This is a genomic window from Streptomyces capitiformicae (assembly GCF_002214185.1).
GTDB classification, from domain to species: Bacteria; Actinomycetota; Actinomycetes; order Streptomycetales; family Streptomycetaceae; genus Streptomyces; species Streptomyces capitiformicae.
The window spans coordinates 3833046-3853679 of sequence record NZ_CP022161.1 but is presented as its reverse complement, the minus strand read 5'-3'; the positions used below and the strand labels follow the sequence as shown (position 1 = coordinate 3853679).

Here is a 20634-nt window from a genome sequence, read left to right as displayed (position 1 = left end):
CTGCGACGGCGGGCCGGGGCTGCTCGCGCGTGCCGTCGTGGAGGGTCAGCCGGTGTGTGCCGGGTCCGCGGTCTCGTGTTCGACGAGGTCGTTGGCGTGGGCCAGGAAGTCGTCGACCATGCGGTGGAAGAGGCCGGCGAGCTGCTGGAGATCCTCGGGCGACCAGTCGGCCAGAACCATCTGCATACCGCGGACACCGGCCTCACGGATGCGGTCGATGGCCTCACGGCCGACCGGAGTCAGCTCGATGCGCTGGGCGCGGCGGTCGTCCGGGTCGGGTACGCGGCTGACGTACCCGGATTTCTGCAGCTGCTGGACCTGGCGGGTGACGTGCGAGGCCTCGACGCCCAGGCGGTTGGCCAGCTCCCCCGGGCGCAGTGGCTCGGAGTCGGCGATCTGCCGCAGCAGGGCCACGGCGGCACGGTCCAGCGGCACACCGGCCAGGGCCATCAGGCGCTCATGGGCCCGGGCCCGGGTGCTGAGGTAGGTGATACGAGTGAGGGCTCGCTCGATCTCGATCACTTCAGGAGTGGGGGGGTCGGACGGGAGCGGTGATGGGGACATGGGCTCACTTTACCATCTTGTTGCCTAACTCAAGTAAATTCCCCCGTTGGCCCGTCTGAGAGCTCTTCACCCCACGGCGCCGAAGCGGCCCATGCCGGAGGTCCAGCCGACGGCGGTGGCCCGGTTCTCGGGGTGGGAGCGGATCGGGACCGTCGCGTGCCCGGCGGCGGTCAGCGCGAACCAGATCGCCGAGATGCGCGGGGCGCCGAAGCGGTCGGCGGCGCGGCCGACGATGAGCATGCCGACGATGTCGGAGCCCAACTCGTAGCCCTCGCTGCGCATCAGGGTGGGCGCCCCTGGGAGCCGGTCCAGTCCTCGGTGTAGACGACGTCGTACGACTTGTTGGTGAAGGTCAGCCACTGGGCGGCGACCTTCCCGGTGTCGAGGACGATCTGCTCGGTGGCGCGGGCGCCGAGGACCTCGCGGGTGAAGGCGGCGTTCGCCGCGACGTCGGAGGCGAGGAAGTTGACGTGATCGAGGCGGCGTACGCCGACACCGTGGCCGGGCTTGGCCTGGGACTGGTTCTTCAACCCCGGCTTGAGGTCGTCCGGCGCCTCGTACCACTCGCTGCGCCAGTACAGGGCGACCTCGTGGCCGTCGGGGTCGGTGGTGACGTACAGCGGACCGATGCCGGGTTCGTCCTCGACCCAGCGGCCCGCGCGGCCGGTGTTCTCCAGCTCCTCGACCCGGCGCTGGAGGGCCTCCTCGGAGGAGGTGCGCAGGGCGGTGCGGCGGATGCCGGACGTGGAGTGGGCGGTCAGGGTGAGGCTGTGGTGCTCGTAGTCGTCCGAGGTCCGCAGATGGACAGAGCCGCCGGAGCGGCCGTTCTCGGTCAGTCCCAGGATCGCGGTGAAGAACCACAGGCTGCGGTCGAGGTCGGGGGTGAGCAGTTCGACATGGCCGAGGTGGGCGATGTCGCCGAGCGGTGGGGCCATCAGCGGGTCCTCAGGGGCGAGAGGCGACATCGGCGGACCGGGGGAAGACCGTGCCGTCGAAGATCTTGCGGGCGGTGCGTACGACGGCGGTGCGGCTCACCGTGGGGCTGCCGTCGGGCTCGTACGTCACCCGGGTCTCGATGTCGAGGAAGCCGGTGGGGTGCTCGATACGCAACCGGTCACCCGTGGACGGAAGTCGGGCGATGCCTTCGCCCACACCGCCCTCGACGCGCAGCCCGGCGGCCACACTCGCGGCGCCGAGCACGCCGATGGAGGTGTGGCAGCGGACGGGGATGAAGGTGCGGGTGGTGATGGCGCCGCCGTACCGGGGCGGGGCGAGCAGGCTGAGTTTGGGCACGGTGGTGCGGGCCACGTCGCCGAGGCCCATGAGTTTGCCCGCCGCCGGCCTGATCTCGCGCAGCCGGTCGGTGAGGACCGGATCCGCTTCCAGTTCCTCGGGGGTTTCGTAGCCGGTGACCTCGAGTGCGGCGGCGGGGATCAGCACGGTCGGCATGCCGTTGTCGACGCAGGTGACCTCCGTGCCCGCGACGACGTCCCGGGCGTTCCCGGTGGGCAGCAGCGGACTGCCGCTCGGCGGGAACTCGATCACCACCGGCGCGCCTGCCCCCGGCACACCGGAGATCTCGGTGTCCCCGGTGACCGCGATCCGGCCGTCGGGGGTGGGGAAGGTCGCCACGGCGAGGTCGCCGGTGTTCAGCATGCGGATGCGTACGGACGTCTCCGGGTCGCCGACGGCCACCAGTCCGCGCTCGACGGCGAACGGGCCGACTCCGGCAAGGAGGTTGCCGCAGTTCTGACGGTCGCTCACCTGTGGCTTGTCGACGCCGACTTGGAGGAACAGGTAGTTCACGTCGGCCACGGGGTCGGCCGAGGCGGACACCACGGCGACCTTGCTGGTCAGGGGGTGGGCGCCGCCCAGGCCGTCGATCTGGCGAGGATCGGGGCTGCCCATGACACGCAGCAGCAGCTCGTCGCGGGCGGCGGGATCGGCGGGCAGGTCCCCGGCGAGGAAGTAGGCGCCCTTGGAGGTGCCGCCCCGCATCAGCGTGCAGCGGACCCCTTCGGGCCATCCGCTCACGACCCGGCCTCCGCACCGACGTACACCTCGTACACCTCGTACGGCTTCACGACTCCGCCTCCTCGCGGACGTACTCCTCGAAGGACTTGTAGGTCACCCCGAGATGTACGAGGGTCTCGCGCAACCCGTAGCGGTCCAGGCCGAGTTGGCCGTCGAGGAAGGCTGCGCGGGAGGCGGCCTCCTTCTGCTCGCGGGCCTCGGCGGCCTCGGCCGCCCGGCGGGCCCGCTCGCGGGGGACGACGACCACGCCGTCGTCGTCGGCGAGGATCACGTCTCCCGGGCGGACGATCTGGCCGCCGATGGCGACGGAGACGTTGACGGAGCCGCCGGTGGCCTTGACCGTGCCCTGGGCGCTGACGGCGGCGGACCAGGCGGGGAAGTCCATCGCGCGCAGTTCCTCGGTGTCGCGGATGCCCGCGTCGATGACCAGGCCGCGTACGCCGCGCCGGCTGAGGGCGGTGGCGAACAGTTCGCCGAACATGCCGTCGGTGGAGGGCGAGGTGGTGGTGACGACGAGGATGTCGCCCTCGCCGCACTGCTCGACGGCGGCGTGGATCATGAGGTTGTCGCCGGGCCAGGAAAGCACGGTGACGGCGGTGCCCGCGACCCGGGTGCCCTGCTGGATGGGGCGGAGGTGGGTGCCGAGCAGTCCGGTGCGGCCCATCGCCTCGTGGACGGTGGCGACACCGTACCGGGCGATCGCCTCGACGTCCTTCGCGTCCGCCTTCGGCGGGTTGGTGACGATCACGCCGCCCATCAGTCCAGCACCTCCGTGACCTGCGGGTAGGGGCGCATGTACGCCTCGGCCATGGTCTTGTGGGCGAGGCCCAGGTTGGGGCCCGCGTTGCGCTTGAGCTGGACGCCGCGGCGGACGGCGAGGTCGGTGTAGTAGTCCCACAGGTGCTGCTGGGCGCCGAGGCACTCCATGGCCTTGCGCTTGGTCTCCCAGACCTCGGTGATGTCGAGGAGGACCTCGGGCTTGAAGCCGCACATCTCGGGCTGGTGCGGTTCGAAGAAGAACACGGGCGGGGCTCCGATGATCTCGCCCTCGGACGGGTATCCGATGGCCTGGGCGAGCACGCGCGCGTCCAGGGCCATACGGGCGGCGGCCGGGTGGTCGCCGTTGTACGGGTCCTGAAGCGGGTGGGTGAGGACGACATCCGGCTGGGCCGCGCGGTAGACGGCGACCAGCCGGTCGGTGAGCTCGGGGCTGCCGATCAGCGGGTAGTCACCGGCGTCGAAGAAGACGATCCCGGCGCCGAGGGTGGCGGCGGCCTTCTCGGCCTCCTCCCGGCGGATCGCCTTGATCTCGTCGAGCTTCCTGCCCTCGCGCCAGGCCTTGGCGGACTCGCCGCGCTCGCCGAAGGTCAGGCACGCGATGGTGACCTTCTCGCCGCGGGAGGCCGCCAGGGCTATGGCGCCGCCGGCCCTCCATACAAAATCTCCCGCGTGCGCGGTGATGACAAGGGTCGATCGTGGTGGGGTGGCGGTGGCGGGCGCCGTGCCGTCGGTCATCTGCTGCATCTCCTCGGAGGACGGACCTGACAGGCCGGACAGGCCTGTTGCCCCACCCCTGGAGCACACTCGGTCGAGGCGCCGCTCGCGTTGTGCGCGTTGTGCGCGTTGCGCGCGTTACTCGCGTTACTCGCGTTACTCGCGCAACGCCTCGATCACGCTCATGAGGTGGGCGCGGACGGCCGCTTCGGCCGCCTGCGGGTCCCTGGCGCTGATCGTCTCGATCATGGCCAGGTGCTCACTCAGGGAGTGCTGGGGCCGTCCCGGCCGCAGCGCGAGCTGGAAACGGTGGCGCACCAGCTGGGCGTTGAGCCGCTCCAGCAGCTCCACCGCCGCCTGCTGACCGGAGAACTCCCGGATCCGGGCGTGAAGTCGCTGGTTGAGCTCGGAGTACGTCACCGGCTCGCCGTCGGCGACGGCCTTGGTCATCGCCGTGCCGATGTCGGCCAGTTCGGCGAGTTGGTCGTCGGTCGCCTCGACCGCCGCCTTCGCCGCGCACAGCCCTTCCAGGACCATGCGGCACTCGCTGATGGCGACCGCTTCCTCCACGGTCACCACCCGCACCCGCGAGCCCCGGTTGCGGATCCGCTCGACGAGTCCCTCGGCCTCCAGATCGATCAGTGCCGCGCGGATGCTGGCCCGTGTCACACCGAACTGCTCGGCGAGCTCGTTCTCCACCAGCCTCTGTGCCGGTGCCATCTCGCCGCGCAGAATCGCCTGCCTCAGCTTCGCCAGCGCGAGCTGTTTGGCCTGCTCTCCGGTGCCCGGACGGGCTTCCTCCTGCATCGCGCCCTCCCTGAGTGAGTGCCTGTCGAACATAAAAGTAGGCCAACAAGATTGTCAACAATTTTGTTCTCACAGAGGGGGTGCGGTTTTGCCGTCGGGTCGGCCGGATCAGCGCCGGGCCACGCCGAGGCTCAGCGCGTTCGCCGCGACCACCGCACCGATGGCAACCCACTCGACCCAGCCCAGCCCCTCGCCGAGCATGATCCAGCCGACGAGGGCGGCCAGGACGGGGTTGACGCTCCCCTACGACCTCACCGGCACCGCCCAACACCGCGACGCCCAACTCCGCCACGCCCTGATCCGCCTGCTGCACTGGGCCCAGCGCCACCACCTCGCCATCGCGGTCGAGGACCTCGACTTCCGGGCGGAGAAGACCCGGGAGAAGCACGGCCGCAGGAAGCGGTTCCGCAACCTGGTCTCCGGCCTGCCCACCTCCAGGCTGCGGGCCAGACTCCTCAGCATGGCGGCCGAACTCGGCATCCCTGTCATCGCCGTCGACCCCGCCTGCACCTCCCGCTGGGGCGCCCAGCACTGGCACAAGCCCCTCACCGGCAAGAACAGCAAGACCACCCGCCACCATGCGGCAGCGGTGGCGATCGGAAGGCGCGCCCTGGGGCACCCGATCCGGCGACGGACGGCACCGCCCCCTGCTCACCGGAGTGATGAGCAGGGGCATCGGACCGTTCAGGCCGACTCGGTGGCCCCGGGGAGTGAGGGAACCCGCCCCCGCATTCCCGGACCACGGACACGATCCGTGCGCGCCGGATGCGGACCGAAAGCGGGAGACCAGAACGCCCGACACCGTTCGGGACGTTCGGCTGAGCATGAGTTCTGGGAAACAGAACTCACTCCCGCTCAGCCTTTAGGAACGGTTCCGAGCGGCAGTCGTACCGTGAACGTCGTCGTGCCGGGCTCGCTGGTCAGGTCGATGGTGCCGCCGTGGGCGCTGATCAGGGAACGGGCGACGGCGAGGCCCAGGCCGCTGCCGCCGCGGTCGCGGCTGCGGCTGCGGCTGCGGGCCTTGTCGACACGGTAGAAGCGGTCGAAGACGCGGGCCTGGTCGTCCGCCGGGATGCCGGGGCCGGAGTCGGTGATCCGTACCTCGGCCGGGCCGGACTCGACGGCCACCTCCAGGGCGACCTTCGTGCCGGGCGGGGTGTGCACGGCGGCGTTGGTGAGGAGGTTGTCGAGGACCTGGCGGACGCGCAGGGGGTCGAGACGCAGCCGTACAGGGGTGGAGCCGATCGCCACGGTCAGCGGATGGTCGGGGCGGCCGGCGCGGAAGGCGTCCGCGGCCTGGCGCGCCAGCTCCGTCAGATCCGCCTCCTCCAGCCGCAGCGGGGTCTCCACGTCGGCGGCGTCCAGACGGGCGAGCATCAGCAGGTCGTCCAGCAGGACGCCCATCCGGGCGGCCTCGGCGCGCAGCCGGGCCAGGTGCTTGTCGCGTTCCTCGGGGCTGTGGGCGGCGGCGTACTGGAAGAGGTCGGCGTAGCCGCGTACGGACATCAGCGGGGTGCGCAGTTCGTGCGAGGCGTCGGCGACGAAGCGACGCAACCGCTGTTCGGCCTCGGTGCGGACAGCGAGCGCGTCGTCGATGTGCTCCAGCATGGTGTTGAAGGCGGTGCGCAGTTCCTCGACCTCGACCCCGCCGTCACGGTTGTCGTGGCGCACCGACAACCGCGCGGAGTCCGTCAGGTCGTGCGAGGTGATCCCGCGGGCGGTGTCCGCCATGTCGCTCAGCGGTTTCAGTCCGCGCCGCAGCATCGCCCGGCCGAAGACGACGAGCGCGCCGAGCGCGAGGACGAAGGTGACGACCTGGATCGTGATCAGCTGGTTCACGGTGTCGTCGATGGCCTCCATGGGCGCGGCGCTGACGAGGACCACACCGGGTTCGGCCTCGCAGGCGCGCAACCGGTACAGGCCCGCGCCCTTGAGGTGCTCGGTGCGGACGATCTCCGTGTCCAGACCGGCCTGTGCCCGCGCCAGCGAGGTGAAGTCGTCGATGTCCTCGGGGACGTCGTCGGCGTGCTCGGGGGTGCGCAGCCTGGCGTTGCCGTCCGACACGTCGTACACGGCGTAGTACCAGCCGTAGTACTTCTTCCCCTTCAGGGTGCCGTTGTCCGAGATGCTCTTGGACTGGGCGATCTGGGCGATCTTCAGCTGTTCGTTGAGCTGCGCCGACAGATAGTCGCGCATGTACATGGTGAGCGCGCTGCCGACGACGGCGAACACGATCAGCGCGAGTGCGCCCAGGCCCAGCGCCAGCCGGGTGCCCAGGCGCATCGCGCGGTAGGTCTCCTTGATCCGGGCGATCACTCGGGCGATCACTCGGTGGCCTGCCGCAGCACGTATCCGAAGCCTCGTACGGTGTGGATGAGCGGTTCGCCGCTGTCGTCGAGCTTGCGGCGCAGCCGACTGACGACCAGTTCGACGACGTTGGAGCGGCCGCCGAAGCCGTACTCCCAGACGTGGTCGAGGATCTGTGCCTTGGTGAGGACGGTCGGCGACTTGCGCATCAGATAGCGCAGGACCTCGTACTCGGTCGGGGTGAGGGTGAGCAGCTTCTCGCCGCGGCGGACCTCGCGGGTGTCCTCGTCCATCGTGAGGTCCGCGACCTGGAGCACCGAGCGCTGGAAGGCGGGCCCGGCGCTGCGCCGCAGCACGGTCCGCAGCCGGGCCATCAGCTCCTCCACCGCGAACGGCTTGACCAGGTAGTCGTCGCCGCCCCGGGTGAGGCCGGCGACCCGGTCGGCGACACCGTCGCGGGCGGTGAGGAACACCACCGGCACCATCGTGCCGGACTGGCGCAGCTGGTCGAGCACGCCGAAACCGTCCAGACCGGGCAGCATCAGGTCGAGGACCACGATGTCGGGTTGGAACTCGGCCGCCTGGTGCAGCGCCTCCTCGCCGGAGTACGCCGTGATCGCGTCCCAGCCCTCGTAGCGGGCGACGGTCGCCACCAGGTCCGCGATCGGCGGATCGTCGTCCACCACGAGCAGTCGCACTTTTTCCACATGCTCATACTGCGTCACCGATCGTGTCCCGCCATAGCCGGTTCAAAGTTCGAAAGTAGATCGATAAATACTTGAAAGTTGTCCGACAGTAAAACGACAGCTCCCGCGCGACAAGCTCGTACCCCCACTCGATCAAGAGCAGGAGCTGTCCCCGTGACCACTGTCCAACACCCCCCCGCGGCGCTGAGCCGCTCGGGAGCGCGCCCCAAAGTGGTCGCCCGCACCGGCCTGTACGCCGTGCTGGCGGCGAACGTGGCCGTGGTGACCGTCTTCTTCGTCCAGGCGGGCTTCGCCTCGAACGCCCTGATCGTGCTGGGCCGGCTGGCCGGTCTTCTCGGCGCGCTGCTCATGGCTTTCCAGCTGGTGCTGGTGGCCCGGCTGCCGTGGTTCGACCGGCGCATCGGCATGGACCGGCTGACCTCCTGGCACCGCTGGACCGGCTTCTCGGTCCTGTGGCTGCTGGTGGCGCACGGGGTGTTCATAGCCTTCGGGTACGCCCAGTCGTCGGGCATGGACCCGGTCAACCAGCTGATCAACCTCGCCGAGACCATCGAGGGCGTGCTGCGCGCGATCGTCGCGCTCGGCATCATCATCGTGATCGGCGTGGTCTCGGCCCGCTTCGCCCGGCGCCGGCTCGCCTACGAGACCTGGCACTTCATCCACCTGTACACCTACGTCGCGGTGGTGCTGGCGTTCACACACCAGGTCGCGGCGGGTACGACGTTCGCCTCGTCCAAGACGGCCACGGCGTACTGGTACGCGGTGTGGGGCGTGGCGCTCGCGTCGGTGTTCGTGGGCCGGCTCGTGCTGCCGCTGTGGCGCAACTGGCGTCACCAGCTGCGGGTCACCGCCGTCGTCCCCGAGGCCGACAACGTCGTCTCGATCTACATGAGCGGCCGTGACCTGGACCGGATGCCCGCGCGGGCCGGTCAGTTCTTCCTGTGGCGCTTCATGACCCGGGACCGCTGGTGGCAGGCCAACCCGTTCTCGCTGTCGGCGGCGCCCGACGGCAAGCAGCTGCGGCTGACCGCGAAGGCGGCCGGCGCCGGCTCCGCCGCGCTGCGGCATGTGAAGGTCGGCACCCGTGTGTTCGCCGAGGGCCCGTACGGTGCCTTCACCGCGATGCACCGCACCCGGCCGGAGTCCGTGCTGATCGCCGGCGGCGTCGGGGTGACCCCCATCCGGGCCCTGCTGGAGGAGATCGAGGGGCACGCCGTGGTCATCTACCGCGTGGCCACCAAGCAGGACGCGGTCCTCTACACCGAGCTCCAGCAGCTGGCCTTCGACAAGGGCGCCGAGCTGCACCTGGTGTCCGGCCCCGTCACCCCCGACCTGCTGGCGCCGCGCGAGCTGCTGCGGATGGTGCCGGACATCGCCGACCGGGACGTGTTCCTGTGCGGGCCGCCGCCGATGATGAAGGCGGTGCTGGGCAATCTGAGCGAACTGAACGTGCCCAAGCCGCAGATCCACTTCGAACGCTTCAGCCTGGCGGGATGAGGAAGACACCGTGAAACGAGCGATACCTGCCCTTGTCCTGAGCGCCGCGGCTCTCGTTCCCGTCTGGCGTTACGCCCCCTCGGCCGGCGCCACGACCACCACGCAGTCCGCCGCGCCGAACCCCTCGGCCTCCGCGTCGGCCGCGGCGGGCTCCAACGTGGTCGCGGGCACGACCGTCGCCACCGAAAAGGGTCCCGTCCAGGTCCAGGCGACCTTCCAGGGCGAGAAGATCACCGCTGTCGCGATGCTCCAGCAGCCGAACCATCCGCAGACCGAGGCGGCGGTGCCGGTCCTGATCGAGGAGACGCTGCAAGCGCAGAGCGCCGACATCGACACCGTCTCCGGTGCCACCATCACCAGTGGGGGCTACAAGGAGTCCCTCCAGGCGGCGATCGACGAGAACGCGAAGTCGGCTTCCTCGTCGTCCGGTTCCTCGTCGGGCTCCGCTTCCGAGGAGTCGGCTCAGAGCGCGAGCCAGACCGTCGCGGATTCGGCCGTCGGCACCTCCAAGGGTGACGTCCAGGGCCAGGTGACCTTCGAGGGCGACAAGATCACCGCGGTGGAGATGCTGAAGCAGCCGAACCACCCGCAGGCCGAGGCCGCCATCGACGCGAAGGGCTGATCGGAGTGCGCCGCGTCGAACACATCATGGGTTTCCCGATCTCGCTGATCATCGAGGACATGGAAGGCACCGAGAACGGGGCCGCCGGCGCCGAGGCCGCGGAACCGGCTTTCGACTGGCTGCGCGAGGTCGACGCGCGGTTCAGTCCGTTCCGTGCCGACAGCGAGGTGTCCCGGCTGGACCGGGGTGAGCTCGCCCCACACGAGCTCAGCCCGGATCTGGTCGAGGTCCTCGATCTGTGCGAGGAGTACCGGGTGGCGACCGGTGGTGCGTTCGACGTACGGCTGCCGGGGCGCGGGCTCGACCCCTGCGCCATGGTGAAGGGGTGGGCCGTGCAGCGGGCCGCGGAGCTGCTCACGGCCCGGGGTGCGAAGCGGCTGTGCCTCAACGCCGGTGGTGACGTGGCCGCGACCGGGGGCCCGTGGCGGGTGGGTGTACGCCACCCCGAGCGGGCCGACCGGCTCTGCACGGTCCTGTCGATCACCGAGGGCGCGGTCGCGACGTCCGCCCGTTACGAACGCGGCGACCACATTCTCGACGGCCGCACCGGCCGCCCGGCGACGGGCCTGCTGAGCCTGACGGTCGTGGCGCCGACCCTCACGGAGGCCGACGCCACGGCGACGGCCGCGTTCGCGATGGGGGCCGAGGGTATCGAGTGGGCCGCCGCGAGGGAGGGCTGCGAGGTGTTCGCGGTCGACGCCGACCAGCGCGTCTTCCGCACACCGGGGCTGCCGGTGGCGGCCTGATTTCACCTGAGGGTGCCCGGCCGACTTTCTTCGCCGCCCCCACGATCCGCCTGACGGACAATTGACAGCACGTGGAAGGCCTGTGGTGCCTTTTCGGTTGCTCGGGCGAAGTCAGTTGGCGGGCTCGCCGAACCAGCGGGAGAGGTGGTCGTCCAGGTCCTGCTGGTCGTCGCCGATCCAGGCGACATGGCCGTCGGGGCGTAGCAGGACGCACGGAACATCCAGTGCCGCAGTGGGGTCCGCGAGGCAATCGACCCGGTCTGACCAGCCGCCGACGGTCAGGCGTTCGGTGCGGTCCAGCAGCAGGCCGCAGCCTCGATGCAGCAGACCGTAGAGGTGGCCGTGTTTCACGTCGATGTCGGGCAGGCGGCGGCCGAGCAGGTCGAGGCCTTCACCGAAGTCGTAGCGGATGCCGATCGCGGTGATCTTCTCGATGAGACAGCGGTTCACCTCGTCGAAGTCCATCAGTTCGGTGAGCAGCCTGCGCACGGCCTGCGGGCCCGGTTCGGTGGAGTGCAGTTCCATCTGGGCGCGGGTGTTGTCCAGCACGTCCTCGGCGACCGGGTGGCGTTCGGCCTGGTAGGTGTCCAGCAGAGTTTTCGGCGCCCAGCCGCGGATCTGCGCGGCCAGTTTCCAGCCGAGGTTGAATGCGTCCTGGACGCCCAGGTTGAGGCCCTGTCCGCCGGTGGGTGGGTGGATGTGTGCCGCATCGCCGGCCAGCAGCACCCGCCCGACCCGATAGCGTTCGGCCAGCCGGGTGGCATCCCCGAAGCGGGACAACCAGCGCGGGGAGTGCACGCCGAAATCCGTTCCGGCGACGCTGCGCAGCTGTTGTTTGAAATCCTCGAGCGGGGGTGGTTCCGCGCGATCGCCGACTCCCGCGGCGGGGACTACGACGCTGTATGCCCCTTGGCCGAAGGGCCTGAGCCAGAATCGCTTGTCGGTCTCGCCGATTTCGGTCACCTTGGCGGCGATCTCCTCCTGCGGCACACCCACTTCCATCTCGCCCATCAGCGTCTCGGTCCGCGAGGGCTCACCGGGGAAGCCGACGCCGAGCAGTTTGCGCACCGTACTGCGCCCGCCGTCACAGCCGACGAGATAGCTCGAACGCAGCTGTTCGCCGTCAGTCAGCTCGACGGTCACACCCTCGTCGTCCTGCTCGAAACCGGCCACCGCGCAACCCCGCCGGACCTGCGCACCCAGTTGGATCGCATGCTCTTCGAGCAGGTGAACGATGACCGGCTGCGGGATGCCCAGCAGATAGGCGTACGCGGAATCCAGGCCCTTGGGCACGGGTTTGGGGATGGCGGCGAAGAATCCGCCGACCGGACGCTGTCTTCCGTGTTCGCGCATGCGCTCCAGCAGTCCGCGCATTGCCATCAGCTCGAGACTGCGCATGTGGAGACCGACGATGCGGACGAACGACACGGGCTCGGTTTCCTTCTGCAGAACGAGTACCCGCACATCGTGCAGCCGCAGTTCGGCGGCCAGCATCGCGCCGGTCGGCCCGCACCCGGCGATGATCACGTCGAACCCGTTCGACGACGGCTCGGCGGTGAACTGCGAAGAGTCCATAGGTGTTGCCCTTCGGGAGTGCCTTGTTGGCGCGGCGCTCCCGGCGACACCTACGTCAATCGCCCGACCGTGACGGGAAGGGAGAGCACCCACATCGATACAGCGTTCATGGGTCTCACCTCCTCGGGCGGTGTCCGGTCCACTGCAAGCTACAAGCCCGAGCATCACCCCGTCCAACCCTTTACTATGCGTAGCTGCGGCAGTCGTGCCGCTGGTGCGGTGGGGGCACCTCCCGCTCGAGCGAAGTCGAGAGTGGGGGAGGTTGGGCGCAGCGGCACCTCGTAGCGCCGAGTGGCGCAGGCCACCCCCGCCCACCAACAGCACCGGGTGCCACGCTGTCAGGCAGTCACCTCAGCGGCCTCCTCCGGCGCCACCACCGCAACCCGGTCCTTCCCCCGGATCAGCACCAGCGCGAGCCCGGCCCCCACAAACGCGGCCACCCCGGCGACCAGGCACACCCGCCCCAGCCCATCCGCCAGGGCAGCGCCCGCCGCCGCAACAACCCCGTCCCGCACCTCAGTCGGCAGCATCGCCGCGATTCACCTGTACGCGCCATGCCGTCCCGGACAGACAGCAGCGGCGGTACGTCGCGGAACACCGGCGTGCGGTGGATCCTGAGATCACGGACAAAGGTCACGGACAAAGGTCACGGACGAACGGAGACGCATGGCCCGCGGCTCGGGCGAAAGCACACCGGTGTGGCGCCGCCTGACGCCCGGCCTCGCCATGCTCCTCGGCTACCGGCGCTCGTGGCTGCGGGGCGACCTGATCGCCGGCGCGACCGTGGCCGCGTACCTCGTCCCCCAGGTCATGGCGTACGCGGTCGTGGCCGGACTGCCCCCCGTGGTCGGCCTGTGGGCCATGCTGCCCGCCCTCGCCCTGTACCCCCTCCTCGGTTCCTCCCGCCTCCTGTCGGTCGGCCCGGAGTCGACGGCCGCCCTGATGACGGCGGCGGTGATCGGCCCTCTCGCGAAGGGCGACGCCCAGCGGTACGCCACGCTCGCGGCGGTCCTGGCGATCGCGGTCGCCCTGCTCTGTCTGCTGGCCTGGGCCGTACGCCTCGGCTTCGTCGCGGACCTGCTCTCCCGTCCGGTCCTGATCGGCTACCTCGCGGGCCTGGCGCTGATCATGATCATGGACCAGCTACCCAAGCTCGCCGGGGTGGAGACGAGCGGCGAGGACTTCTTCCCCAAGCTGTGGTCCTTCGTCCGGCACCTGGGGGACGCCCACTGGCCCACCGTCGTGCTCTCCGTGATCGCCATCGCCTTCGTCTTCGCGGTGCCCCGCCTCTCCCGTATGCTCCCGGGCCCCCTGCTGGCCGTCGTCCTCGGTACGGTCGCCGTGGTCACCCTCGACCTCGACGACCGCCACGGCATCGACGTGATCGGCGAGATCCCGTCCGGCCTGCCGGGACTCACCGTGCCGGACCTGTCCGAGCTGCCCTCCCTGTTGCTGCCCGCCCTGGGCGTCCTCCTCGTCAGCTACACGGACGTCGTCCTCACCGCACGCGCCTTCACCGTCCATGAGGACAAGGGCCCGAGGCTCGACCCGAACCAGGAGTTCCTGGCCCTGGGCGCCGCCAACCTGGGCGCGGGGGTGCTGCACGGCATGCCGGTCAGCAGCAGCGCCAGCCGTACCGCGCTCGCCTCCACGGCGGGCGCCCGCAGCCAGGCGTACACGCTGGTCTCAGGGGTGGCGGTGCTCGCCGTCCTGCTCTTCCTCGGCTCGCTGCTGACCCGGACCCCCTCGGCCGTGCTGGGCGCGATCGTGGTCTACGCCGCCGTCCACATGGTCGATCTGGCCGGCTTCCGCCGCCTGGCCTCCTTCCGGCGCCGGGAGGCACTCCTCGCGGTCGGCTGTCTGGCCGGGGTGCTCGCCTGGGGCATCCTGTACGGCGTCCTGGTGGCCGTCGGCCTGTCCGTGGCCGAGCTGCTGACGCGCGTGGCCCGGCCGCACGACGCCGTGGAGGGACTCGTCCCGGGGGTGGCCGGAATGCACGACGTCGACGACTACGCCGAGGCCAGGACGATCCCCGGCCTCCTCGTCTACCGCTACGACTCCCCGCTGTTCTTCGCCAACGCCGAGGACTTCCGCCGCCGCTCCCTGGCCTCCGTGGACGAACAGGAGGAGCACGGGGAGACCGTCCGCTGGTTCCTCCTCAACACCGAGGCGAACGTCGAGGTCGACATCACCGCCCTCGACGCCCTCGACGAACTCCGCCGCGAACTGAACCGCCGGGGCATCGTCTTCGCCCTCGCCCGCGTCAAGCAGGACCTGTGGGACGAGTTGCGGGCGTACGGGCTCGCGGAGTCGGTCGGCAGCGACCGGATCTTCCCGACCCTGCCGACGGCCGTGGCGGGGTACCAGCAGTGGTGCCGCGAGCACTGAGCCCGTGCGCCTCGGCGGCGATACAGATCCTGTCCGTGGTCCGGGGGCGGGAGGCCGACTCCCTCACGACCTGGCCATGTGGATACGGCCATGGGCGACGGGGAGGAGCATCACAGGATGACGCGGCGGCCATGCGCACGCGCAACGACCGCACGACCATGGCCCGGATCGCCAACCCGGGCGTCCTGCCCGAGGCGCGCGGCCGGGCTCTCGGCAGCCATCTCCTCCGGCACGCCTTCGGCCACTACGCGGCGCTGGGCCGGGACCGTATCGGCCTCGGCGTGGACACCGACAACAGCAGCGGCGCCCTCGCACCGTACGAACGGCACGGCATGAAGCTGGATCTCGCCGTCGACACGTGGGAGTTGGTACTCCCCGTGACGGGTACGCCGGGCAAGTAGGGCGAGCGGCAAGGGGCACCGAGCATCCCCCCTGAGGATCCCCCTGGAGCAACTCGTTCGACCTGTCGGACATTGTTCGATTCCCCTTGACGCCCCACCACACGTCGATTGACACTCTCGCAACACGACGTTACACGGCCGAAACGGCGGGGCACCCAGGGACGAGGGCCATCGCCTCGGCCCCTTTCCGCTTGCCTTGCTCCGCCCTTCGTTCCGCCCTCTGTTCCGCCCCTTCATCAGCCGTGCCTTCAGCAGGGAATCACCACATGACGTACATCGCAGGTCTGCGCGGCCGCGCGAGACGCTGGGCGGGTCCGCTCGCCGGGCTGACCGCCGCGTCGCTGCTCCTGGGCCTCGCCGGACCGACCGCGCCCGGCTTCGCGGCGGACAGCGCGACCAGCGCGGACAGCGCCGAGATCACCGACGGTCTGGCCCTCTGGTACAAGCTCGACGCCACGTCCGGCACCACCGTCACCGACGCCTCCGGCAACGGCCGCGACGGCACGGTGAACGGCACCGCCGGCTGGACGGGCACCGGCCAGGGGCTCGCCTTCAACGGCTCCGACACCTACGTCAAGGTGCCCAACGACGTCATGAAGGGCATGAACTCGATCAGCGTCTCCCTGGACGTGCTGATCGACGAGTCGCAGACGACTCCGTACTTCATCTACGGCTTCGGCAACACCAGCGGCGGCAACGGCAACGGCTATCTCTTCGCCACCGGCAACTCGCTGCGCACCTCCATCGCGACGGGCAACTGGTCGACCGAGCAGAACACCAGGCCCTCCGACTCTCACAACCTGACCCGTGCGGTCTGGAAGCAGCTCACCTACACGCAGACCGGCAACACGGGCGTGCTGTACGAGGACGGCGTGGAGGTCGGCCGCAACACCTCGGTCACCATCACTCCGGGCGCCATCGGGTCCGGCACCACCACCGCCAACCACATAGGCAAGTCGGTCTACTCCGGCGACAAGCTCTTCAAGGGCAAGATCCGCGACTTCCGGGTGTACGACCGTGCCCTCGCCGCCACCGAGGTCGAGCAGCTCTCGCTGCCCGTGGCCACCCAGGGCGTCGCCGACGACAAGGCCGCCCTCAGCCTGGGCGACACCAGCGCGGTGACCGCCGACCTGAACCTGCCGAAGACCGGCACGGCCGGCGGCTCGTCCATCAGCTGGAAGAGCGACAACACCGGCGTCGTCTCGGACTCCGGCGCGGTGACCCGGCCCGCCGCCGGTGAGCCGAACGGCCACGCCACGCTCACGGCGACCCTGAAGAAGGGCACCGTCACCGACACCAAGACCTTCGAGGTCACGGTCCTGCCCGCCTTCGACGACAAGACGGCCACCGAGCAGGCCGCCGAGGCACTGACCGTCCACAACCTCGACGACGTACGCGGCAACCTCACCCTCCCCACGGACGGCACCCTCGGCACGAAGGTCGCCTGGTCCTCCGCGAAGCCGGACGTGATCGCCGCCGACGGTGTGGTCCACCGTCCCGCGCACGGCGACGGCGCCACCATGGTCGAGCTGACCGCCACGGTCACCAAGGGCGACGCCACGACGACCCGCGCCTTCACCGCGAAGGTGCCGGAACTGCCGAAGAAGGAAGCCCTCAAGGGCTACATGTTCAGCTACTTCACCGGCGAGGGCACCTCGGACGGCGAGCAGCTCTACTTCGCGCTCAGCAAGGGCAACGACCCGCTGAAGTGGCGGGAGTTGAACGACGGCAAGCCCGTCCTGACCTCCACCCTCGGCGAGAAGGGCCTGCGCGACCCGTTCATCATCCGCTCCCCGGAGGGCGACAAGTTCTACCAGATCGCCACCGACCTCAGGATCTACGGCAACGGCGACTGGGACCGCTCGCAGCGCACCGGCAGCAAGTCCATCATGGTCTGGGAGTCCACCGACCTGGTGAACTGGACCGACCAGCGCCTGGTCAAGGTCTCCCCCGACGCGGCCGGCAACACCTGGGCCCCCGAGGCGTACTACGACGAGAAGCTCGGCGAGTACGTGGTCTTCTGGGCGTCGAAGCTGTACGACAACGAGGCGCACTCCGGCGACACGTACAACCGCATGATGTACGCGACGACCCGCGACTTCCACACCTTCAGCGAGCCCAAGATCTGGATCGACCGCGGCTACTCCGTCATCGACTCCACGGTCATCCAGCACGACGGCACGTACTTCCGCCTCTCCAAGGACGAGCGGAACAACACCTCCTCCACCCCCAACAGCAAGTTCGTCTTCGAGGAGAAGAGCAGCTCGCTGCTGAACCTGTCGTGGGACGCGGTCGCCGAGGGCATCGGCAAGGGCGCGATGAACGCCGCCGAGGGCCCGCTGGTGTTCAAGTCCAACACCGAGGAGAAGTGGTACGCGTTCCTGGACGAGTTCGGCGGACGCGGCTACATCCCCTTCGAGACGACCGACCTCGCCTCCGGCGTGTGGACGCCGTCCTCGTCGTACGACCTGCCGTCCAAGCCGCGCCACGGCACGGTGCTGCCGGTGACGCAGGCCGAGTACGACCGGCTGCTGACCACCTACCAGCCCGACCAGATCATCAGGAGCGTCGAGGACATCAAGGTCGAGACGCGCGTCGGTCAGGCCCCGGTGCTGCCGGCCACCGTCATCGCCGAGTCCGCGGACGGGGTCAAGCGGCCCGTCGCCGTCACCTGGGCGGACGTCCCGGCATCGCAGTACGCGCAGGTCGGCACCTTCACGGTCGAAGGCACCCTGCCGGGCGACGCCACGATCGACGTACGCGCCGAGGTGACGGTCTCCGAGGAGGGCCCCGACGTTCCGGCGGACCTGGTCCTGCACTACGGCTTCGACGAGACCGGCGGCAACATCGCCCGTGACTCCAGCGGCCACGGCTACCACGGCACCTACGTCCGTACGCCCGGCTTCGGCACCGGCGTGGACGGCGGCTCGTTCAAGATGTCCGGCGGCAACAGCAGCTCCAGCTCGCCGTACGTCAAGATCCCGAACGGCGTGCTGAAGGACGCCGGCAGCGTCACCGTCTCCACGTACGTCAAGTGGAAGGGCGGCGACAACTTCCAGTGGCTGTTCGGGCTCGGCCCCGACAGCAACAAGTACCTGTTCGCCACCCCCTCCAACGGCGGCGGCAAGCTGTTCTCCGCGATCACCAAGGCCACCTGGTCCGGTGAGAAGCAGATGATCGGCGGCTCCCAGCTCACCCAGAACGAGTGGAAGCACCTCACCGTCACGCTGAACGGCTCGACCGAGACGGCGATCCTCTACGTGGACGGCGCCGAGGCGGCCCGCGTGAACGGTGTCACCATCAAGCCGTCCGAGCTGTACGACTCGGCCAAGGACTACTCCGGCTACATCGGCAAGTCCATGTACTCCCCTGACCCGTACTTCGGCGGCGAGGTCGACGACTTCCGGATCTACAACCGGGCCCTCACGCCCGCCGAGATCCTGGAGCTCGCCGGCAACACCACCGGCATCGCCGTGGCGACCCACCCGGCGCTCAAGGTGGACGCGATCGTCAACGACAAGGACAGCACGATCGTCCTGCCGCTGACCGAGGGCAGTGATGTCACCGCCCTTGCCCCGGAGTTCACCCTCGCCCACGGCGCGGCCATCAGCCCCGCCTCCGGCACCCTGCACGACTTCACCGAGCCGGTGACGTACGAGGTGACCGGCTCGGACGGGAAGAAGCGCACCTGGACGGTCTCGGCACTGATCATGAAGAGCCCGGTCCTGCCGGGCCTCAACGCCGACCCGAACATCACCCGCTTCGGCGACACCTTCTACATGTACCCGACCACCGACGGCTTCCCGGGCTGGAGCGGTACGCAGTTCAAGGCGTACTCCTCCAAGGACCTGGTCCACTGGGAGGACCACGGCGTCATCCTGGACCTCGGCCCGGACGTCTCCTGGGCGGACAGCAGGGCCTGGGCGCCGGCCATCGAGGAGAAGAACGGCAAGTACTACTTCTACTTCTGCGCCGACGCCAACATCGGAGTCGCGGTCTCGGACTCGCCGACCGGCCCGTTCAAGGACGTCCTCGGCAAGCCGCTGCTGAAGGCCGGTGACCACACCGGCCAGATGATCGACCCGGCGGTCTTCACGGACGACGACGGCCAGTCGTATCTGTACTGGGGCAACGGCAGGGCGTACGTCGTGCCGCTGAACGACGACATGGTGTCGTTCGACGCCTCGAAGGTCACCGACATCACCCCGAGCGGCTACAACGAGGGCACCTTCGTCATCAAGCGCAAGGGCACCTACTACTTCATGTGGTCGGAGAACGACACACGTGACGAGAACTACCGGGTCGCCTACGCCACCGGTCCCTCCCCCACCGGCCCGTGGACCAAGCAGGGCGTGATCCTGGAGAAGGACCTCTCGCTCGGCATCAAGGGCCCCGGCCACCACTCCGTGGTCCACGTCCCGAACACCGACGACTGGTACATCGCCTACCACCGCTTCGCCATCCCCGGCGGCGACGGCACCCACCGCGAAACCACCATCGACAAGCTGGAGTTCGACGCCGACGGTCTGCTCAAGAAGGTCGTCCCGACGCTGGAGAGCATCGCCCCGGTCACCATCGCCCGCGCCGGGCAGGACGCCGAGGGCACGGAGGGCGACCGCATCGAGCTGGGCGGCACCGTCTCCGGGGCGGGCAGCCCCAAGTGGACGGTCGAGGAAGGGGCGCCCTGCACCTTCACCGACACCACGTCCGCGAAGACGACGGTCACCTGCACGGACAACGGCACGTACACGGTGACCCTGACCGGCGGCCGCAGCAGCGACTCGGCGACCGTGAAGGTCACCAACGCGGCGCCCGCCATTGGCTCCGCCAGTGGTCCGAAGTCCCCGGTGTCGGTCGGCAGGACGGCCACGGTCACCGCCACCTTCTCGGACGCGGGCACCGGCGACACCCACACCTGCGAGGTCGACTGGAAGGACGGCACCCAGCCGACAGCCGGAAAGATCACCGCCACCGGCTGCCAGGCCCAGCACACCTACACCAAGGCCGGCATCCACCGCCCGGTCGTCACGGTCACCGACGACGACGGTGCGGCCGACGGCACCACGCTTGCCGAACTGATCGTCTACGACCGGGCGGCCGGCCCCGCGATCGGCAACGGCGGCTTCACCACGCCGACCGGCAAGGCGGCCTTCTCCTTCAACGCCAGGTACAACTGGGCCGGCACGGTGCCTTCCGGGAAGGCCGCGTTCGACTTCGACCGGGGCAAGCTGAAGCTCCGCTCCACCGGGTCCGACTGGCTGGTCGTCACCGGGTCCAAGGCCGTCTATCAGGGCAGCGGGACGGTCAACGGCAAGAGCGGGTACGCGTTCCGTATCACGGCCACCGATGGGCCGGACACCTTCCAGATCAAGATCTGGAAGCTGGCTGGAGGTGAGGTGGTGTACGAGAACATGGCCGCGAAGACCACCGGCATCATGGTGGGCAACCTCAGTTAGCGTGCGACAGAAAGTGCCACGACGGGTCCGTAGAGC

At 69.6% G+C, this 20634-nt stretch carries 14 protein-coding genes and 4 pseudogenes; 7 read left to right on the top strand and 11 right to left on the bottom strand.

The window, feature by feature from the left end; all coding sequences use genetic code 11:
* Window positions 1–45: 45 nt before the first annotated feature.
* The 7 genes and pseudogenes from CES90_RS17130 to CES90_RS17100 all read right to left on the bottom strand — a co-directional run bounded on the left by CES90_RS17130 (window position 46) and on the right by CES90_RS17100 (window position 4899).
* Window positions 46–564, bottom strand: coding sequence for a MarR family winged helix-turn-helix transcriptional regulator (locus tag CES90_RS17130; protein ID WP_189784402.1), 519 nt, complete (start codon window positions 562–564; stop codon window positions 46–48).
* 72 nt (window positions 565–636) lie between these two features.
* Window positions 637–855, bottom strand: a pseudogene (locus CES90_RS17125) (MFS transporter); the annotation flags it as partial.
* Window positions 855–1499, bottom strand: a pseudogene (locus tag CES90_RS17120) (VOC family protein); the annotation flags it as partial. The pseudogenes CES90_RS17120 and CES90_RS17125, both read right to left, overlap by 1 nt.
* Before the next feature lie 10 nt (window positions 1500–1509).
* Window positions 1510–2598, bottom strand: coding sequence for a 4-oxalomesaconate tautomerase (locus CES90_RS17115; RefSeq protein ID WP_189784403.1), 1089 nt, complete (start codon window positions 2596–2598; stop codon window positions 1510–1512).
* 46 nt (window positions 2599–2644) lie between these two features.
* Window positions 2645–3355, bottom strand: a complete 711-nt coding sequence (locus tag CES90_RS17110; RefSeq protein ID WP_189784404.1) for a 4-carboxy-4-hydroxy-2-oxoadipate aldolase/oxaloacetate decarboxylase — start codon at window positions 3353–3355, stop codon at window positions 2645–2647.
* A complete protein-coding gene (locus CES90_RS17105; protein ID WP_189784405.1) occupies window positions 3355–4113 on the bottom strand; it encodes a PIG-L deacetylase family protein in 759 nt (252 codons plus the stop codon). Before CES90_RS17105 ends, CES90_RS17110 begins: the two co-directional genes overlap by 1 nt.
* A gap of 135 nt (window positions 4114–4248) precedes the next feature.
* Window positions 4249–4899 (bottom strand): GntR family transcriptional regulator, encoded by a 651-nt coding sequence (locus CES90_RS17100; protein ID WP_189784406.1) that lies wholly within the window; start codon window positions 4897–4899, stop codon window positions 4249–4251.
* 244 nt (window positions 4900–5143) lie between these two features.
* Between CES90_RS17100 and CES90_RS51620 the strand changes: the two are divergent.
* Window positions 5144–5765, top strand: a pseudogene (locus tag CES90_RS51620) (IS200/IS605 family accessory protein TnpB-related protein); the annotation flags it as partial.
* Here CES90_RS51620 and CES90_RS17090 read toward each other — a convergent pair.
* Both CES90_RS17090 and CES90_RS17085 read right to left on the bottom strand, forming a co-directional pair.
* Window positions 5755–7215 carry a sensor histidine kinase gene (locus CES90_RS17090; RefSeq protein ID WP_189784455.1) on the bottom strand — a complete coding sequence of 487 codons (1461 nt, stop codon included), beginning with the start codon at window positions 7213–7215 and terminating at the stop codon, window positions 5755–5757. The pseudogene CES90_RS51620 and the gene CES90_RS17090 overlap by 11 nt on opposite strands.
* 8 nt (window positions 7216–7223) lie before the next feature.
* The gene (locus tag CES90_RS17085; RefSeq protein ID WP_189784454.1) at window positions 7224–7913 is read right to left on the bottom strand and encodes a response regulator transcription factor; all 690 of its coding nucleotides are present in this window, start codon (window positions 7911–7913) and stop codon (window positions 7224–7226) included.
* A 153-nt stretch (window positions 7914–8066) separates the two neighbouring features.
* On the opposite strand from CES90_RS17085, the gene CES90_RS17080 reads away from it, so the two are divergent.
* The 3 genes from CES90_RS17080 to CES90_RS17070 are packed head-to-tail and all read left to right on the top strand — an operon-like array spanning window position 8067 to window position 10778.
* Complete coding sequence (locus CES90_RS17080; protein ID WP_189784407.1) at window positions 8067–9410, top strand: ferredoxin reductase family protein; 1344 nt, start codon at window positions 8067–8069, stop codon at window positions 9408–9410.
* A 10-nt stretch (window positions 9411–9420) separates the two neighbouring features.
* Window positions 9421–10032, top strand: a complete 612-nt coding sequence (locus CES90_RS17075) for an FMN-binding protein (RefSeq protein ID WP_189784408.1) — start codon at window positions 9421–9423, stop codon at window positions 10030–10032.
* A 5-nt stretch (window positions 10033–10037) separates the two neighbouring features.
* Window positions 10038–10778 (top strand): FAD:protein FMN transferase, encoded by a 741-nt coding sequence (locus CES90_RS17070; RefSeq protein ID WP_189784409.1) that lies wholly within the window; start codon window positions 10038–10040, stop codon window positions 10776–10778.
* A gap of 111 nt (window positions 10779–10889) precedes the next feature.
* Here CES90_RS17070 and rox read toward each other — a convergent pair whose 3' ends face one another.
* Both rox and CES90_RS17060 read right to left on the bottom strand, forming a co-directional pair.
* Window positions 10890–12353, bottom strand: coding sequence for a rifampin monooxygenase (gene rox, locus CES90_RS17065; RefSeq protein WP_189784456.1), 1464 nt, complete (start codon window positions 12351–12353; stop codon window positions 10890–10892).
* A gap of 338 nt (window positions 12354–12691) precedes the next feature.
* Window positions 12692–12883, bottom strand: coding sequence for a hypothetical protein (locus CES90_RS17060; protein ID WP_189784410.1), 192 nt, complete (start codon window positions 12881–12883; stop codon window positions 12692–12694).
* A 136-nt stretch (window positions 12884–13019) separates the two neighbouring features.
* Between CES90_RS17060 and CES90_RS17055 the strand changes: the two genes are divergently transcribed.
* The 3 genes and pseudogenes from CES90_RS17055 to CES90_RS17045 all read left to right on the top strand — a co-directional run bounded on the left by CES90_RS17055 (window position 13020) and on the right by CES90_RS17045 (window position 20598).
* The gene (locus CES90_RS17055) at window positions 13020–14741 is read left to right on the top strand and encodes a SulP family inorganic anion transporter (RefSeq protein ID WP_189784411.1); all 1722 of its coding nucleotides are present in this window, start codon (window positions 13020–13022) and stop codon (window positions 14739–14741) included.
* Between the two features lie 119 nt (window positions 14742–14860).
* Window positions 14861–15142 (top strand): annotated as a pseudogene (locus tag CES90_RS17050) (GNAT family N-acetyltransferase); the annotation flags it as partial.
* A 266-nt stretch (window positions 15143–15408) separates the two neighbouring features.
* Window positions 15409–20598: a family 43 glycosylhydrolase gene (locus CES90_RS17045; protein WP_189784412.1), complete on the top strand. Its 5190-nt coding sequence runs from the start codon at window positions 15409–15411 to the stop codon at window positions 20596–20598.
* Window positions 20599–20634: the final 36 nt, after the last annotated feature.